We start from the raw sequence: 19,247 nt of genomic DNA on the forward strand, positions 1-19,247 counted from the left end.
TTGTTGTGAAAATAAAAGTTTTTATTATTAATAAATTAACCACCAATCATCGACAAATTATTCATCATGCCGCTGTTTGATTCATGAAGGTGATGATGCTCAGGTTTAATCGGCATAAAGCTGTGCAGGGTATTCACAAGCCCTGCAACATCGTCTTGCTCGAGATACGGACGAATATCGTAATTACCTTGGTCGAATAGACACAGATGCACCTTACCTTGGCTACTAACCCGTAAACGATTGCAGCTGTCACAAAAATGGGCAGCATAAGGAGCAATCATACCGATACGGCCTTTATAATCTGGATGGCTATATTCTATCGCTGGACCGTCATTGCTGCCACGCACATGGGTTTGCCAGCCGTGCTTGATTAAATAATTGGTGATGATGTCAGACTGTGCGTGCTGGGCAAAAAACAAATCGCTGTTGTCACTGGTCTGCATAAATTCGATAAAGCGATAGGTGACCGCTCTGTCTTTGACATAGTCGATTGCATTCATCAGATTTTCAAAGGCGGTTTCAGCCATTAAAATACTGTTTATTTTTAGCTTAATATCTGTGGTCGCAAGTAAGGTATCCATATCAGCCAAGAGCTGCGGCAACATATCAAAGCCTGTCATCTTATGGAAGGTTGCGGCGTCAAAGCTGTCCATACTGATATTGATTTGATTCAGTCCAGCCGCTTGCCAAGCAGCCAAATGCTTGCCAAGCTTATAGCCATTGCTGGTCATAGCAACCGTTTCAATACCTTCGGTGTTTTTGATGGTTTTAATAATGTCTACCACATCACGGCGTATAGAAGGTTCACCGCCGGTAATCCTAACTTTTTTGGTGCCAACTTGGGCAAAGCCGCGGATTAAGGTGGCAATTTCGTTGATACTGAGCTCGTTTTGTGGGGGCTTGCCTTGATAGCCATCTGGCAGGCAATACTCACAGCGAAAATTACAAAAATCAGTAATCGATAAACGCAAATAGGTAAGACGTCGTGCGAAACCATCGGTTAATGGTTGAGAGAGCGTGACCGGAGAATACGTCGACGAGAGAGCCGTTTTCGACGATAAGTCACCGTCAAAAATAGCAGGTGCAGCGGCAGGCGAGTACAGTTGTACATTGCCTACGTTGGGGGCAAGATGGTTCATAGATGATTACCATTAATATTAAGTATAGTGTGTACTTTTAGGCGTTGCCTCAGGTTGTGAGTGGGAAATTCCATTTATAGTTAATTATGACAGCTTGCGCGTAAATAACCATTCACCGTAAGTGAGCTAAAAACTACCACCAAAGTAGTAGATAGCACTTGATAGTAAACCCTCAGTTTCTCACGATTAATGGCATAAAGAGTTATTAACTATGTAACCATTAAGTCACTATGTAAGGATTAATAGTGCAGCCTTATTAATAACACAGCGTTTAGCTATATGACCAAGGAAAAGGCTGAACCAATACTTGCTCGCCAGCGGCTACATTGCCAGAATCTTGCGCCAAGACAATAAAGCAATTGGCGTGGCTCAGCTGTTTGATACGGTGTGATTGCTGCTTGCTAAAGCTTTCAACTGCAAAATCGCCAGCTGCATTCTGCGACATAATGCCCCTTTGAAAATCCATCCGTCCGGCTGATTTTTTGATATCGTTTTTAAGGGTAGCGGTTAAGCTAAGCTGCATGGGTCGCTCTTGGGGCGCAGCGCCTGCCATTTGCCATAAAGCGGGAATGACAAATTGTAAGCTGCCAACGACAGTTGATAGGGGATTGCCGGGTAAACCAAAGTATAGTACCGGCTTAGCAAGATTTTGCGTCAGCTCGCCAAAGACAAAGGGTTTGCCGGGTTTCATGGCGACTTTATAATGATTAATCTGCCCTAGCTGCTCAATGACGGTGGTTAAAAAGTCATAGTCACCAACCGATACGCCAGCGGTAGAGATAAGGACGTCGCACTTTTGCATCGCTTGGGTTACGGCAGCGGTGGTTTTATCTAAATCATCAGCAATGATGCCATAATCGCGGACAGTGACGGGTAAGCTTGAGAGTAAGGTTTTTAGCGTCGGGGTGTTAGAGTTATAGATTTGCGCTAGGCTGGTTAGCTCATTGCCAATCGCCACCAATTCATCGCCCGTTGCAAGTACACCAACGATTAAAGGCTGATAAACATCGACTTTATCAAAGCCTAAATTCGCTAATAGGCTGATATCAGTAGGATTTAAGCGTTTACCTTTTTGTAATACCACATCCCTAGCTTCAATCTCTTCGCCTTGCTTACGGATATTGTCATTAGGATTAGCAGTTTTGCTAAGCGTTATATCATAAGGCTTTGATTTATCAATACTGTTTTTTATAGCGGCAAAATTGGTGTTTTCTTGCATGACGACCGTATCGCAGCTGTCAGGAACGACGGCACCCGTAAAGATGCGTACCCCTTGTCCTGCGACAATGTCACCATTATAAGGACTGCCCGCTTGCGACTCACCGACGATCGCAATCGTGCTTTCGGCGTCAAGCGTACTGCCTTGTGCCAACGCATAACCATCCATCGCCGACAGATTCTGTCTAGGGACAGCAAACGGCGAGACGATATCCGTTGCCAAGATATGATTGCGACTGTCTAATAAATCGTAGGTTACGACGTCTCTTTCGCTGAGCGGAAAATCGTCATTATTATACGTTTCTATACGCTGCGTTATTTTTGCGGTAAGCCCTGCGACAGTAATCATAAATCCCTACTTATTTTATTTATATATATTGAACTGATATTGAACTGAGATAGCCATTTAGCTTATACAACGACTAGGGCGTGTCTTCAATTCAATCGATGGACATCTAAATGGGCTAAAAATGGCTAAATTTTGCCAAACTTCATCAAATAGCTAGGTAATATCCCGATATTAACGGCGCTATTTTCCTTGTTTGACTGCAATTTATCTCATTTTTATCACCATTTTTAAAATGAAGACACGCCCTAAAGTCATCTAGCTATCGAGATGGTATAACCTAACAAGATACGTTATACCATACGAGCTATTTTATATCATCACTACCTATCATAATGCGGCTTTATCATATGAAAATTAATTGAATGAAAATAGATTGTTTAGCCGCGGAATATGTTTTCTTGTTCAAGCGACATCTCGATACCTTCGATATCGGCATCGTTTGCTAAGGTAAATAAGTAATCGCACAAGGATTGATGAAACGCTTGTTGGCTCAGCTTATTATGAATCGCAGGGCTGACTTGCTCATAAGTCATCTGAATGCCAGGCTCTTTGGTTAGCACGTCGACAACATGAAAACCATAACGGCTCTCGATAGGGCTTGGCGCCAGTCCTGCATCCATTTTAAATAACGCGCCTTCAAATTCTGGTACAGTTTGACCTTTATTAATAATACCAAGCTCGCCGCCTTGCTCTTTTGATGGGCAAGCTGAATGCTGGCGCGCCAGTTGGATAAATTCGGCATCAGGATTGACATTATCTTTGATTTGTTCGATAAATTCGTAAGCGGTTTTTTTAAGTTTTAATCGCTCATCACCGTCTTCTGGCGGACATGCCAACAAAATATGACGGACATTCATAATAGGGTCGGTCTTAAAGTCAGTGATATTCTGCTTATAATAGCGCTCGCAGGTTGCGATATCGGGCATCGTTGCTTGCACGTTTTTTTCTATTAAGTCAGAGACGGCTTTTTCTTCATCGTCAAGCCATGCTGCCTCGCCAAGGCTTGGCTCATCTAAAACGGCAAGGCGCAAGAGTTCACGCACCACCAAGGCTTGCGTCGCTAGAAACACCGCATCTTCTTTATTTGGGGCAGGGTGGTATTGCAGCTCTTGGGCAATCGCAGTTCTATCTATCATCACGCCATTGACGGTTACAGATGGCAGCTCATCACGGCTAGAGGCAATCAGACTTTTATGGTTGCTGCGCTCTTCTGCCATGGCTTTTTCGATAAACTCTTGGTCAGAATGCGGTTTTTGCAAATCATTTAAGGTTGGCATAACCCGCAAGATATCATCACCACGACCCATCGGAGCATGGCTATGGCTATGACTATGATGGTCACGGTCGTGATTGCCATGACCATGATGATTGTCACTATGCCCATGAGTATGTTGATGGTTTGCATGGTCGGCTGGATTATAAGTACTGACAGTCATGGCGTTACTCCACTAAGGGTTTTGGTAATAGAAATTTTAAAATACGATATCATGTTACTGAGAAAAATATGGCTAATAACGATTATTTTTAAAACAAGCTTTATAAAAACTATAAGACTTAAGACTATTTATAAAAGTCTAAACAAAAAAATAGAGCCACCTTTAAATATTTACTCACTAATGAAGCGTTTAAAGGTAACCCTACGGCAATTGCACACTGACTTTATATTTTTTTAACAAAGTATCGAGCGTATTTTTCGCACCCTCAATACTTTATTAAATGGAACATTTAAGCCAGCTCTAGGCTCATTTTAGGGCCAAACGGCTCATAATGAACGCTATCAACGCCATGGTCTAAGGCCATTAGACCATCGATGATGCTTTCCATAAACATCATAGAACCACAGACATAAATATCAGCAGGCTTTGGTAAATTAGCAAGCCATGCTTCATCTAGGATCTGCCCAGATTCAAAGTAGAAAATATGCTTTTCTACGTTGTCAGCGGCGGCAAGTAATTCGTTAACTTTGCTATCAAAGGCATGATGCTCTTTATTCTGACAAGCATAAACCCAAACGATAGGACGTTTTGGATTGGCGGTGACTTGCGCCTCTAACATCGACAAAATCGGGGTGACACCAACGCCTGCGCTCACCAGTACCAATGGAATATCATTTTGCTGAATCAAGTCTTGGTTGAGCTCAAAATCACCAGCGGGTGCAGATAATAAAATCGTATCACCAACGTCTAAGTGATCATGTAAGTGGTTTGACACTAGACCATAATGCTCATTACGGTTGTCGCGTCTAACGGCAAATTGGATACCTTTATCGCTCGTGGCTGAGTATAAAGAATAATGACGTAGAGCAAGATGGTCGCTGTCTTCTGGGTCGGTTTTGACCGTGATGTATTGACCTGCGCTCAGGCTTAATTTGCTTAAATCAATATCGTCATTTGCGGGAACGACGGTAAAGGCGGCGATATCTGTTGCGGCTTCTACTTTTTCAGTGATTGTAAACGGTGCAAAGCCTTCCCACATTTCTTGCTCATACATGGTTTTTTCTAGCTGAATAAAAACATCAGCAATTTCATCATAGGCTTCAGTCCACGCATCGATGATGTCATCGTTGGCGGCTTCGCCCAATACTTCTTTGATAGCGCCTATTAAGTGATGACCAACAATCGGGTAGTGCTCGGGCAAAATTTGCAAGGCGCGGTGTTTGTGACTGATTTGCGTGACTTGCGGTAGTAGTACAGCCAATTTGTCCAAGTGCTTTGCCGCGGCCAAAACTGTCATGGCTAGTGCAGTCTGCTGACGGCCTAGTTTTTGGTTGGTTTCGTTAAAGATATCTAAGAGTTCAGGGTGTTGGTTGAACATGTTTTTATAAAAGACGGTCGTAATTGCTGTGCCATGCTCCTCAAGTACAGGAACGGTTGCTTTTACGATCTCTAGTGTTTTTGGTGACGCCATGGTGGATCCTTTAGTGATTTACACAGTGATAAGTTTAGAAGCGTTAGCTCAATAAATGAGCGTATTAACCTTGATTAAACTGCTTTAAAAAACGCTGGGATTGAGCGTTTAGCGGTCTAATAATTAATATTTTACCATAAGATTCATTAGAAATGAATCTTATGGTATCGTAGCTTTATCTAAACTTGAATGCTGTATCACTATTGTGGCTATTTCTATTGGCAACGTTTCTATTGCGAACGTTTCTCTCTCACAATCTGATAACGGCGACCGAAATACCAAATTGGTGCACTGATAATATGAATAAGCCGTGTGAACGGGAATATCGCAATCAGTGTGATACCGAGCGCCATATGCAGCTGATAAATCAAGTCAGTCTGCTCAATACGGGCCGCTGCTTGCCAAGGTCTTAAAATGGTGATGTCTTGTGCCCAGCCGGCCAAATTCATCATGGTATAACCATCTAAATGCTTGACTGAGGTAAAGATAGAAATTAAGCCAAGATTAAGCTGAATAAATAACAATACCAGTACCAGCTTGTCTGAGAACGTCGAGGTGTGTGAGATACGCTCATCGGTAAAGCGTCGCCATAGCAGCATGACCAGACCAAACCAACAAAATACCCCTGCGATACCACCGACGACCACCGCTAAAATCTGCTTATGACCGGCGCTAATAAAGCGGTCGTAAAGAAAGTGCGGCGTCAACATGCCAAATAAATGCCCAAGTAACACGACGATAATACCGACGTGGAAGAGGTTGCTGGCAAGGCGCATGTTTTTGCTTCTGAGCATCTGCGTTGAGCCCGATTTCCATGAATACTGAGATAAATCAAAACGTACCCAAGTACCAATGATTGCAATGGTCAACGCAATATACGGATAAACACCAAAAAGGAAGATTTGTAGCCAATTGAGGTTGGCGACAGACTGTACACTCGGATCTGCAATATTCATGTCATCTCTCCTTATTATTGTTTAACCGGTTGGCTGGTTTTAAAATCGACCCAATGTACAGGGGCATCGACCGTATTTGTCGCGGGAGTGGTTCGAACCCCCGCTTTGGCCGCAAGATTTTGGGTGCTTGTTTGTGATGGGCAGCGATCTTCTTGCTGCGCATCCAAAAACGTCACCACTTCCTCTTCCCATTCTTTATCTAGCGCCTCAAAAGTATCATCGCGCTGCTCTTTGCTGATTTGCTCTTGATACTCTTCAACGATAGCAAGTGGCTTGCCAGCGATTTGCAATAGCGCATTAAAGCAGCCTTGATAAATACTGCCGCGATCCTCTAATCGGGCAGCAAGCAGGGCGATAATATGGCTGACATCGGCAATATCCATACGAATCTGAATATCGTCATTAATCACCGACGCTTGATAGGCTAAAAACTCAAGGTATAAAGGCAGATAGTCGGGCAATTCTTTAACGCTAATCTCAAAGCCGGCTGCTTCATATTGACCCATCAAATCGACCATCGCTTGACCGCGATCACGCGATTCGCCGTGTACGTGCTCAAACAACCACAGCGATAGCGAACGACCGCGCTCAAACAAACCGTCATAACGCGCTTGTGCTTCAAGGCAGCCGGTATCAATTAAATCTTCGATTAAGTCGATGATTTGCGTGCGTACTTCTGGGCTAATCAGCGTCGAGCGCGCGACAATCTCGGTACAATCGGCGAGGGTATCACCACTAAATAGCTCATTGTTTGGATAATCTATCAGCAAGCTTAATACTTTGAGCAGCTTCAAGTCCGAAGCACCGATAGTCGGGGGCGTCATAGGCTCAGGCACGGAATGACTGTTAGGAAATTGAGTAGTTTGCATCTTATGACTCCCACTTTTGGACAGTATCGATGAAATCACGGCGATTGGCTTTACGTTGTCCAAACATGCTGTTGTCAGAATGTCCTGAACAGCCTTCGCCAAAGGTGAAGCCGCAACCGTTACGCTCAGCAAAAGCGTCACTTAAGGCTTCTTCGCGGTGCGCGGTTGGAATCACAAAACGGTCTTCGTAATTGGCGATTGCCAAGTAGCGATACATCTCTTCTACTTGCAGTTTGGTCAGACCAACATCGTCCAAGATACTTTGCACTTCTTGTTTTTCTACCAATTGCATACGCTTATAACTACGCATGGCAAGTAGGCGTTTTAGCGCCAAACGTACTGGCTCTTCATCGCCCGCGGTTAGCATATTGGCAAGATAGCGCAGCGGAATACGTAAGCTGTCGACGTCTGGAATCAGACCATCCATACCAACTTTACCGGCTTCGGCGGCGTTTTGAATTGGTGATAATGGCGGTACATACCAAACCATCGGTAGCGTACGGTACTCAGGATGCAGTGGCAGAGCAAGTTTCCAATCCATCGCCAGCTTATAAACTGGCGAGCGCTGAGCTGAATCGATCACCGATTGTGGTACACCGTCTTTTAACGCTTGGGCGATGACCGCAGGATCATTAGGATCTAAGAATACATCCAACTGTGCTTGATACAAATCTTGCTCGTTAGGGGTGCTAGCGGCTTCGGCGATTTTGTCCGCATCATAAAGTAGGACGCCTAAGTAGCGAATACGGCCAACACAGGTTTCAGAACAAACCGTTGGCAGACCAGCTTCAATACGCGGATAACAGAAGATACATTTTTCAGACTTGCCCGATTTCCAGTTGTAGTAAATCTTTTTGTACGGGCAGCCTGAGATACACATACGCCAGCCGCGGCATTTTTCTTGGTCAATCAAGACAATGCCGTCTTCTTCACGCTTATAAATCGCGCCGCTTGGGCATGACGCCACGCAGGTTGGGTTCAAGCAATGCTCGCACAGACGCGGCAAGTACATCATAAAGGTGTTTTCGTACTGGCCGTAAATATCGGCTTGGATATTGTCAAAGTTTTTGTCTTTACGGCGTTTTTCAAACTCTGAGCCGAGGATCTCTTCCCAGTTCGGACCCCACTCAATCTTTTGCATACGCTTGCCAGTAATGGCTGAGCGCGGGCGGGCGATAGGCGAGTAATTACCGAGCGGAGCAGTATGCAGATGCTGATAATCAAAATCAAAGGGTTCGTAATAATCATCAATCTCTGGTAAGTCAGGGTTGGCAAAAATATTTGCCAACACGCGGAACTTACCACCGATACGCGGGTTTATCGTGCCGTTGGCGTTACGTATCCAGCCGCCGTTCCATTTATTTTGATTTTCCCACTCTTTGGGATAACCGATACCAGGCTTTGACTCAACGTTGTTGAACCACGCGTATTCCATACCTTCGCGGCTGGTCCAAACGTTTTTACAGGTGACCGAGCAGGTGTGACAACCGATACATTTATCGAGGTTAAGCACCATGCCGACTTGTGAACGAATTTTCATGGGGTGTGCTCCAAGCTTTTGTATAAAAGCAATTAATATAAGTACTTATCAGTAGCAATGTATAAACGTGCTATTAACCATCAAGGGTGGTTGGCAATGGGCGTGGTAATGAGTCATCTGGTTTTTCTTCCAACCAATCGATTTTCGACATTTTGCGAATCACCACGAACTCATCACGGTTACAACCGACAGTGCCATAGTAGTTAAAACCGTAAGACTGCTGCGCATAGCTGCCAATCATGTGCGTCGGTTTTAAAATAGTACGGGTCACTGAGTTGTGAATACCACCGCGAATACCGGTTTGCTGCGAGCCCGGTACGTTGACCAATTTTTCTTGGGCGTGGTACATCATGGTCATGCCTTCTTTGACGCGCTGACTAACGATGGCACGCGCGGTAATGGCACCGTTGGCGTTAAAGACTTCAATCCAGTCGTTATCGACGATACCGGCTTTTGCAGCATCGACTTCTGATAACCACACACAAGGACCGCCGCGGCTCAATGTCAGCATGAGCAAGTTTTCAGAGTAAGTACTATGAATACCCCATTTTTGGTGCGGTGTTAAAAAGTTCAGCACGATCTCTTTATTACCATTGGGCTTGGTATTTTGGATAATCTCCGTCGTCTTGGTGTCGATAGGCGGACGATACTGCTGCATTTGCTCACCAAACGCCTGCATCCAAGGGTGATCTTGATAAAATTGCTGACGACCGGTAATCGTACGCCAAGGAATCAGCTCATGGACGTTGGTATAACCGGCGTTATAGCTCACTTCATCAGATTCAATACCTGACCACGTCGGGCTTGAGATGATTTTGCGTGGCTGCGCAACGATATCTTTAAAGCGAATCTTTTCATGCTCACTGGATTTCGCCAAATGCGTATGGTCGCGACCGGTAAATTCAGACAATGCTGCCCAGCCTTTAACGGCGACGTGACCATTGGTTTCAGGAGCCAGCATCAAAATCATCTCAGACGCATTCACCGCGGTATTTAGACGAGGACGACCTTCAGAGATACCCGGCTCAGTAACACGGTGGTTTAAATCCCCCAGTTGTTTGACCTCGGTTTTCATGTCCCAATTCAAACCTTTTGAGCCATTGCCCAGTTTTTCTAAAGCCGGACCCATAGAGGTGAATTTCTTATAGGTATTGGGATAGTCACGCTCAACGATTTTAATCATCGGGCAGTTTTTACCAGGAACTGGTTTTTCGCCAGCGGTTTTCCAGTCGGTGCCACCAAATGGCTGCGCAAGCTCGCCTGGGCTATCATGCTGCATAGGCAGAGTAACCACGTCGGTTTCCACGCCCAAATGACCTTTTGATATCTCAGAGAAGCTCTTAGCAATGCCTTTATAAATCTCCCAATCCGTTTTAGATTCCCAAGCAGGGTCGGTGGCGGCGGTTAATGGGTGAATAAACGGGTGCATGTCTGAGGTATTCATGTCGTCTTTTTCATACCAAGTTGCGGTCGGCAGGACGATATCAGAGTACAAACAGGTCGAGGACATACGGAAATCAAGTGTTACGACCAAATCAAGCTTGCCAGTAGGGCCTTTTTCTACCCAATCGACTTCTTTTGGCTGCAAATGACCCGTCGGGTTTTCTTCGTTAAGCAGACCGTTTCTGGTGCCCAAGAAGTAATGAAGCATATATTCATGACCCTTACCTGATGAACCCAAGAGGTTTGAGCGCCAAATAAACATATTGCGCGGGAAGTTCACAGGGTTGTCTGGAGACTCACAAGCAAAGCGTAAGCTGCCGTCTTCTAATGAGTCGACCACATACTCTTCCACGTCTTTACCGCTGGCTTTTGCGGCGGCGGCTATGGTCAATGGATTACGGTTGAGCTGCGGCGCTGATGGTAACCAACCTGCGCGCTCTGCTTGGATGTTGTAATCAAGCATGTGCTCTGGGAAGAATTTTTTATTGGCATTTGGCGAGAGAATCTCATGAGCTGAGATGGTTTCATGACGCCACTGTGAGCTGTGCTCATAAAAGAAGCTGGTACCGGCCATTTGGCGCGGTGGACGATGCCAATCAAGGGCAAAGGCAAGGGGTAACCAACCAGTTTGTGGGCGCAGTTTTTCTTGACCAACATAGTGCGCCCAGCCGCCGCCAGATTTGCCGATACAGCCGCACAGCATGAGCATATTAATCACGCCGCGATAGTTCATATCGAGGTGATACCAGTGGTTCATACCCGCACCGATGATAATCATCGATTTACCATGGGTTTTATGAGCGTTTTCAGCAAACTCGCGAGCCACTTGAATCACGCGCTCACGGCTAAGGCCGGTAATCACTTCTTGCCAAGCTGGCGTGCCCGGTACGCTTGCATCGTTATAATCATCGGTGACGTGCTCGCCGCCGACGCCATTGTCAACACCAAGGTTGGCCACGGTTAAATCAAATACTGTCGCAACGATGGCGGTGCTGCCATCGGCAAGGGTAATGGTTTTGCAAGGGACGGTTTTTTGCTGGATAGGCTCGCCTGGTACCGAGGTAAAATGCGGATGATCCACATGACCGAAGTAGTCAAAGCCCACGACACAAGTCTCAGCGCTGTCTTTTAAGGTTAGCGTCAGATCGATATCTTCACCTGTGGTACCGTTTTTTTGCTCAAGATTCCACTTGCCTTTTTCGCCCCAACGGTAGCCGATTGAGCCCAGCGGAGAGACCAATTCGCCGTCATTATTTAAGGCAATGGTTTTCCATTCAGGATTGTTTTCTTGACCCAAATCATCGACCAAGTCAGAAGCACGCAGGTAGCGACCCGCACGGCGCGCGCCATCTTCACCTTCTAGCATTACAAGCACCGGCAAATCGGTATAACGTTTGGCGTAGTCTAAGAAGTAATCGCTTGGCTGTTTGAGATAAAACTCTTTGATAATGACATGACAAAACGCCTGCGCCACTGCCGCATCGGTACCTTGTTTAGGATTGAGCCATAAGTCGGTGAGCTTAGAGATTTCTGCATAGTCAGGGGTGATAGAGACGGTTTTCGTGCCTTTATAACGTACTTCGGTAAAGAAATGCGCATCTGGCGTCCGCGTTTGCGGCACGTTTGAGCCCCAAGCGATGATATAGTCAGAGTTGTACCAATCGGCTGATTCTGGTACGTCGGTTTGCTCGCCCCAGACCATCGGTGATGACGGAGGTAAGTCACAATACCAGTCATAAAATGACAAACAAACACCGCCGATAAGCGATAAATAGCGGCTACCAGAGGCGTAACTGACCATCGACATCGCAGGAATCGGTGAGAAACCAATAATACGGTCCGGCCCAAAGGTTTTGGCTGTATAAACGTTACTGGCAGCGATGATTTCGTTGACCTCTGCCCACGTCGAGCGGATAAAACCACCAAGACCACGCTTAGATTTATACTGTTCAGCTTTGATAGGGTCTTGAACGATACTGCCCCAAGCATCGACAGGGTCAGGATATTGAGCTCTGGCTTCGCGCCATAATTTTAGTAGGGGTTTACGTACCTTTGGATATTTCACACGGTTAGCAGAGTACATATACCAGCTATAGCTTGCGCCGCGAGGGCAGCCGCGTGGTTCGTGGTTTGGTAAGTCGGGGCGGGTTTCAGGATAGTCGGTTTGCTGGGTTTCCCACGTCACCAAGCCGTTTTTCACATAAATTTTCCACGAGCAAGAACCGGTACAGTTGACGCCATGCGTTGAGCGCACGATTTTGTCATACTGCCAACGGCTACGATACACGTTTTCCCAGTCACGAGACTCATCACGCGTCTCGCCATGCCCATCGGAAAATTCGCCCTGTTTACGTTTAAAAAAACGGAATTGGTCGAGTAAATGGCTCATTTCGCTATCCTCTGTTTTATTGCCTATGGTGTATCTAAAGCTGAGTGCCGCATGCTGGTATCGTCGTACTTGATTCGATATTGGTATGCACCTAAGCCGTAAATATTATTTCAATAGCGTCATTTTAAGTAAGCCATAGCACCCTTACTATCCGCTAACATGAGCAGAGCACTACCACCTTAGTAGTAGCTGCTAAAAATAAATGCACTGGAAATTAGAGGCTAAATAGCTGCTCAGTGACGGCGTGTGACGCTGATTGTTAAGCCAATCATGAGCAGTAAAAATTTAAAATAAAAAAAGTGCTACTTACATGGGCAAGTAGCACTTTATAGATTTAGTTTTGCTTGTATAAAAGTCGCTTTAAAGGACTTATAACACAGCCGTTTTAGCAAGGTATCTCAGCATTCGGGCGGCTGTAATACCACCAAGTTAATGCAATACAGAGGACATAAAAGGTGATTAAAGAGATAAAGGTGCCATCGATACCCAGCCCTGAACCGAACATTTTTGGCACAAAGAAAGCGCCATAAGCGGCAACCGCTGAGGTAAAGCCGACCACTGCTGCTGACTCTTTACGTATCTCGACAAATAACTCTTCTGTACCCGCTTTTTCAGGCTCACGGCGGTCATGAAAGGTTCTAAAAATAACCGGAATCATGGTAAAGGTTGAGCCGTTACCGATACCGGTGGTGATAAAGAGCACCATAAAGGAGATAAAGTAGCCGACAAAGCTGCCGTCACTGGTCTCACTAGGTAAGAAGTACATCACCGCTAGTACCGCTAGTACCATCACGATATAGTTCCAAAACGTGACCTTTGCGCCGCTGGTTTTATCAGATATCCAGCCCCCTAATGGGCGAAATAACGCGCCAACCAAAGGCCCTAAAAAGGCAAATTTAAGTGCGTCAATAGCAGGGAAGGAGTTTTTAATCAACATCGGGAAGGCGGCAGAAAAGCCAATAAAAGAGCCAAACGTCGCCATATAAAGGATACACATAATCCAGTTATGTTTGCGTTTAAAGATAACCGATTGGTCTTTGAACGACGCTTTAGCAGTGGCGATATCGTTCATGCCAAACCAAGCCAATGCCGTAAATAGCAAGATAAAGGGTACCCAAATAAAGCCTGCATTTTGTAGATAAAATAATCGACCGCTGTCAGATACTTGTGGATCGCCGCCCAAGCTACCAAAAGCGCCAATTAAGATAATCATCGGTACCACAAACTGCATGACAGAGACGCCTAGATTACCCAAACCAGCGTTTAGGCCAAGCGCTGTACCTTGTTCGGCTTTTGGATAAAAGAACGAAATATTGGACATAGACGACGCAAAGTTACCACCGCCAAAGCCGCACAGTAGGGCGATAATGGCAAATATAATAAACGGTGTATCAGGGTTTTGTACCGCAAAACCCATCCATAACGCGGGTATTAATAAAGATAAGGTGGATATCGCTGTCCAACGACGTCCACCAAAAATAGGTACCATAAAAGAATAAAAAATCCGCAGCGTCGCCCCTGACAGCCCCGGTAATGCAGCCAGCCAAAATAGCTGTCCGCCATCAAAATCAAAGCCAATCTCTGGCAAGCGCACGATGACCGCGCTCCATACCATCCATACTGCAAACGCCAATAGCAAAGATGGAATAGATATCCATAAATTTCGCGTGGCGACTTTTTTGCCGCCGCCTTGCCAAAACTCTTCTACTTCAGGTCGCCAGTCAGTAATGAGCGTACCACCTTTGAAGTTGTATTTATTGCCCATACTCTTCCTCACTTATTGTCTTTATAAAAAATAAGTATTTATAAAAAATGATAACTCACGGTACTTTGTTATCGGGATAATGAGTATTCATACATAGTGGTATACTGATGGCTAAAAGGGGTATAGTAGTAATAGAATTATTACCAAAAGTTTGGTTTTTTAATGATTAATAAGCGCATTTGTTATTTTGAATACGGATGGTTTTGAATGTCGACGGTTTTAAAATGAACGACTCTAATAGTGTTATTTATCCCCTGTTTTCGCTAATTTGCTAGGTGAATGCCATTCATGAGGTCTAAACAACACAGACAGTCTTTATCGCTGCATGCTTGGGGCGCTATTTTGATCATAGCCACCTTAGCGGTGATGTCTACGCTAGGAAGTGGCGCGCTGGCATGGGTAGCAAGGTCGGATGCTGAGGCCATTAATGTGGCAGGTTCGGTGCGTATGGCAACTTACCGACTCAATTTTCAGATAGCCACGGATTTTTCAGATGACCATCCTTTTAGCCCAAGTTTACATGTCGGACAAAACAGCGTAGGCGATAAAACCAATGCGCAGAGCGCCAAACAGGATAAATTAGACTTTGCCAATAAAACGACCGCTGAAAAGATAGATATTCTCAGCCGCGATATGGAAAACCGTCTCGAAGAATTGCAGGTCTATCAGCTGACGAGCGCCAATCGACATGTGCGCATCAATGAGCAGCTTAAAGAGATAAAAGAGCAGTGGTATCAAGATTTAAAGCCAGCATTATTGGCGCAAGATAAGCAAGGGTTTTATAGCGTCTCGTCGCGTTATATCGAAGATGTCAATGACTTCGTCGGTGAGTTGCAATACCGAAACGAGCAGCGCCAGACATGGCAACAAAACTTACAAATCCTCTCATTGCTGCTTATCGCTATTATCGTATTAATCGGCATGCGCCGTTTGCAAAAATCGATACTGCTGCCCATTCAGCAATTGATTAAAGCCAATAACCAATTCAAACGAGGGCAGACTCAGACGCGTGTGTCCATCAAGGGCTACCGAGAATTTGAAGTATTGGGCAGCTCTTTTAATGACATGGCGGGCACGATTGAAACCTATCAGCGCTCGCTTGAGAGTGAAGTACAAATAAAAACCCAGCATTTGGTTAAAGCCAATCAAGTGCTATCGCTGTTTTATGACTTTTCAAAATCGCTGACCACCAGCCAAGTGAGCTTATATCAGCTCGATGACTTGATTGCAGACTTTAGCAAAGCGCTGCCGCATTTAGAATTTACCTTGTGTATTCAAAATAAATATATCACCAATAAAAATGCTATCGTGCTGCACGGCGAAAAAATGAAAGAGCTATGCAAAAAGCTGAGCTGTGAAAGCTGTGGCATTAAAAATGGCGAGCATACCAAGTCTTATCCTATCGTCCATCAGCAAGAAACCTTTGGGGAATTGCGCGTACGACCAAAGTCGACGCTGGTCATGAATCGCTCTTTTGTTACTGATGGCGACGATAATGCTGATAATCATAGCAATATAACGGCAGAACAGCGTATTCAAATGACCGAAGCGGGCAGCATTTTCCCGTTTGTCAGTGCCGAGTTGGATGCACAAAATGACGAGCTCATCGTGGCGCTGACCAATTTAATCAGTACCGCCTTATCACTGCGCAAACAAAGACAGCAAGAGCATCAGCTGATTTTGTTTGAAGAGCGCTCAACCATTGCCCGTGAGCTGCATGATTCCTTGGCGCAGTCGTTATCTTATTTAAAAATCCAAGTCAGCGTCCTTGAGCGACATCTAAAAAATGCGGGTAGCGAGCCAGTACAAGCGCCTGTTTATCAAAACATTGAGCAGATAAAAATAGGTTTGGGTTCCGCTTATCAGCAGCTAAGAGACTTGTTGGTGACGTTCCGCTTGACCATTGATAATGATAACTTTGATGAAGCACTACGTGATGCTGCCAGTGAGTTTGCCTCAAAAGGCAATTTTAATATGACCGTGCACAATCGGATTATGACGCTCAATTTAAGCGCCACTGAACAGATAGATTTGATACAGATTGCCAGAGAAGCACTATCAAACATCAGCCGTCACGCCAAGGCAAAAAATGTAGAGATTCAATTGGCGTACGAGGACGGCGATAAATATATCGTCATGAGTATCATCGACGATGGCGTTGGCATGTCAGGAAGTGTCGATCAAACCCAACACCACGGCCTCATCATTATGAAAGAGCGCGCCCACAACATCGGCGGCGAGCTTATTGTCACAGACAATCAACCGCAGGGTACCATCATCACGGTCAGATTTGCGCCCAACTTCTTTGATGAAAAAAATACCCAAGACGCTTATTTATAATCGAATAAAATTACGCTTTTAGATAATAGATTTATCATTTTCGCTGTTTTTACTTTGCCATTTTTTGTTTTTTTAAGCAGTTTTTTTGAGTAAGAGAGTTTTTGTACCATTTTTTCTAATTTGTGAGTATGTTATGAGCACTAAAGTTTATACCAGCATGTCGCCTGCGCGCCTACTATTGGTCGATGACCATCCGATGTTACGCCGCGGTATCTCTGAATTACTAAGCCTTGAGGACGATGTCGAAGTCGTTGGCGAAGCCAGTAACGGTCAAGAAGCATTGGCATTTTTAGAAAATAACGACGTGGATTTGGTGATACTTGATCATAAAATGCCAGTACTGACCGGTATCGAAACCTTACGAGAAATCAAAGCCAGAAATATCAATACCAAGACCGTGTTATTCACGGTTTCAGATAGCGGCGAGGATGTCCAAGAGGCATTGAAATTGGGCGTCGATGGTTATCTACTAAAAGATATGGAACCTGAGCTGATTATCATTGATATCAGAAAAATCCTGCGCGGCGAGCTGGTCATTAGTCCAAACCTTGCCTCGATACTTGCCCAAACCTTGCGCACACCCAGTATCGAAGATATCGCCAGTAATTTGACCAGCCGAGAGCTGCAAGTGATTCAGATGATTGCTGAAGGGCTGAGTAATAAAATGATTGCCAACAATTTGGATATTGCCGAGTCGACAGTAAAAGTCCATGTCAAACATATTCTCAATAAAACGGGTCTGCGCACGCGTGTAGAAGCGGCGGTGTGGACGGTTAATCATTTATCTAAATAAAGGGAGCTTTAAGCGTGCCTTGCTTATCCATTACTTCCTTGTTCATTAAAAACTTATGGATTTGCGTGTATGATGGTTGTCGTTTATAAAGTTGCCTAGAAGTATAAACGAAACATGTAGAGGATTGAAAGGCACTACAAAACCGAATACCTGCTGTAAGGATTTATGATGACATCTAACTTATTTGACCAAAAAACCGCTCATGCGACTGCTGAGGTCACTATTTGTAAAGACAGTGATTTGCGCGTCCTGACCGATAACTTACGGCAAGCGCATGATGTCATAAAAAATGACGCAGGGGAGTGGGTGTTGTTACGCCATGCAGATGTAGTGGCGGCGGCTTTAGATGATGAGCGTTTTTCTAGTCAGGTGTCGCGTTTTTTGCAAGTACCCAATGGTTTGGACGGCGCAGAGCACGAGCATTTTAGGGCGCTGATTGATGGCTACCTTAGTAAAGAAGCGCTGATGGATTATGTCCCTGTTTTTGACAAGGTTGCAACAGAATTAATGAGTGAGCTACCAAAAGGTAAAATGCTCAATGCAGTCGTTGATATCGGCGCGGTATTTGCGGTCCGCGCCCAATGCGCGTGGCTTGGTTGGCCTACTGAATTAGAACCGAAACTTTTACAGTGGATGCGCGACAATCACAGCGCTACTCGCTCAAAAGACGACGTAAAAATGGCACAAGTCGCGCAAGACTTCGATGATATTATCCGCTCGGTGTTACAGCCGTACCGCAATACTGACGAAGTGACTGGCATGTTTAAAGCGAGCACTGCTGAAACCAACACTGCTGGAAACAATATCGCTAAAAATAATATCGCTAAAAATAATATCGCTAAAAACAGCCTTGATATGAATAGCGTCACCGCTCAATTGTGCCGTGAGCGTATCGATGGGCGTGAGCTGAGCGAAGCCGAACTGGTTTCTATTTTGCGTAATTGGACTGGCGGCGATTTGGGGTCTATCGCTTTGTGTGTCGGCGTTATCATCGCTCATATTGTCAAGCATCCTGAGCAAGTAAACTTCTGGTCGCAGGCTGCTGATAGCGAACTTGAGGCTATCATCGACGAGGTATTACGAATTGACGACCCTTTCGTCTCAAACCGCCGTATCACTACGTGTCCCGTTTCCATTGGCGCGCATAAGCTACCCAAAGGCGCGCGCGTACAGTTAAACTGGACATCAGCCAATCGCGACGAAGCGGTGTTTGGTGATAACAGTTTCGATCCTCAAGAGCATGCCGCTGCTAACGTGGTTTATGGTATTGGCAAGCACGTTTGCCCGGGGCGCCTGCTTGCTACTTGGCAGCTTAGAATTGCTACTCAAGCACTATTAGCCCATTTCACAGATATCACCTTAGCGGCAGGTTTTTCTTTAGAGCGTGAGCAGCCACCATTGGGCGGTTATAGTCATGTGCCTGTGGTGCTAGCTTAAATCGTTTTAGGTTAAATTATTTTAGAAAAAATTACTCTGAGATAAATATCGCCCCCATTAAAAAACCCACTTAACGTTTGCTAAGTAGGTTTTTTTTCGGTA

General features: G+C 45.1%; 12 protein-coding genes. 3 read left to right on the top strand and 9 right to left on the bottom strand.

Going from position 1 to position 19,247, the window contains the following annotated elements; genetic code table 11:
- Positions 1 to 35: 35 nt before the first annotated feature.
- From moaA to RAH45_RS04020, 9 genes are all read right to left on the bottom strand, one after another.
- Positions 36 to 1,139 carry a GTP 3',8-cyclase MoaA gene (gene moaA / locus RAH45_RS03980; protein ID WP_193031751.1) on the bottom strand — a complete coding sequence of 368 codons (1,104 nt, stop codon included), beginning with the start codon at positions 1,137 to 1,139 and terminating at the stop codon, positions 36 to 38.
- Positions 1,140 to 1,410: 271 nt separating this feature from the next.
- Positions 1,411 to 2,706 (bottom strand): molybdopterin molybdotransferase MoeA, encoded by a 1,296-nt coding sequence (gene glp, locus RAH45_RS03985; RefSeq protein WP_306495562.1) that lies wholly within the window; start codon positions 2,704 to 2,706, stop codon positions 1,411 to 1,413.
- A gap of 377 nt (positions 2,707 to 3,083) precedes the next feature.
- Positions 3,084 to 4,013 carry a peptidylprolyl isomerase gene (locus RAH45_RS03990; protein WP_373429183.1) on the bottom strand — a complete coding sequence of 310 codons (930 nt, stop codon included), beginning with the start codon at positions 4,011 to 4,013 and terminating at the stop codon, positions 3,084 to 3,086.
- A gap of 418 nt (positions 4,014 to 4,431) precedes the next feature.
- On the bottom strand, positions 4,432 to 5,613 hold the full coding sequence (locus RAH45_RS03995) for a globin domain-containing protein (protein WP_193031757.1): 1,182 nt from the start codon (positions 5,611 to 5,613) through the stop codon (positions 4,432 to 4,434).
- A 230-nt stretch (positions 5,614 to 5,843) separates the two neighbouring features.
- On the bottom strand, positions 5,844 to 6,569 hold the full coding sequence (gene narI, locus RAH45_RS04000) for a respiratory nitrate reductase subunit gamma (protein WP_068404985.1): 726 nt from the start codon (positions 6,567 to 6,569) through the stop codon (positions 5,844 to 5,846).
- A 14-nt stretch (positions 6,570 to 6,583) separates the two neighbouring features.
- Positions 6,584 to 7,393: a nitrate reductase molybdenum cofactor assembly chaperone gene (gene narJ / locus RAH45_RS04005; RefSeq protein ID WP_068405004.1), complete on the bottom strand. Its 810-nt coding sequence runs from the start codon at positions 7,391 to 7,393 to the stop codon at positions 6,584 to 6,586.
- Positions 7,394 to 7,439: 46 nt separating this feature from the next.
- Positions 7,440 to 8,978, bottom strand: coding sequence for a nitrate reductase subunit beta (narH, locus tag RAH45_RS04010; protein WP_068404987.1), 1,539 nt, complete (start codon positions 8,976 to 8,978; stop codon positions 7,440 to 7,442).
- A 73-nt stretch (positions 8,979 to 9,051) separates the two neighbouring features.
- Complete coding sequence (locus RAH45_RS04015) at positions 9,052 to 12,810, bottom strand: nitrate reductase subunit alpha (protein ID WP_191690526.1); 3,759 nt, start codon at positions 12,808 to 12,810, stop codon at positions 9,052 to 9,054.
- Positions 12,811 to 13,195: 385 nt separating this feature from the next.
- The gene (locus RAH45_RS04020) at positions 13,196 to 14,575 is read right to left on the bottom strand and encodes a NarK family nitrate/nitrite MFS transporter (protein ID WP_191690528.1); all 1,380 of its coding nucleotides are present in this window, start codon (positions 14,573 to 14,575) and stop codon (positions 13,196 to 13,198) included.
- A gap of 288 nt (positions 14,576 to 14,863) precedes the next feature.
- Between RAH45_RS04020 and RAH45_RS04025 the strand changes: the two genes are divergently transcribed.
- From RAH45_RS04025 to RAH45_RS04035, 3 genes are all read left to right on the top strand, one after another.
- Positions 14,864 to 16,915 carry a histidine kinase gene (locus RAH45_RS04025; RefSeq protein WP_198327887.1) on the top strand — a complete coding sequence of 684 codons (2,052 nt, stop codon included), beginning with the start codon at positions 14,864 to 14,866 and terminating at the stop codon, positions 16,913 to 16,915.
- Positions 16,916 to 17,048: 133 nt separating this feature from the next.
- Positions 17,049 to 17,708 carry a two-component system response regulator NarL gene (gene narL, locus RAH45_RS04030; RefSeq protein ID WP_191690532.1) on the top strand — a complete coding sequence of 220 codons (660 nt, stop codon included), beginning with the start codon at positions 17,049 to 17,051 and terminating at the stop codon, positions 17,706 to 17,708.
- Positions 17,709 to 17,873: 165 nt separating this feature from the next.
- The gene (locus RAH45_RS04035) at positions 17,874 to 19,145 is read left to right on the top strand and encodes a cytochrome P450 (protein ID WP_306495563.1); all 1,272 of its coding nucleotides are present in this window, start codon (positions 17,874 to 17,876) and stop codon (positions 19,143 to 19,145) included.
- Positions 19,146 to 19,247: the final 102 nt, after the last annotated feature.

This window comes from Psychrobacter sp. van23A, from assembly GCF_030845275.1.
Taxonomy (GTDB): Bacteria; Pseudomonadota; Gammaproteobacteria; order Pseudomonadales; family Moraxellaceae; genus Psychrobacter; species Psychrobacter faecalis.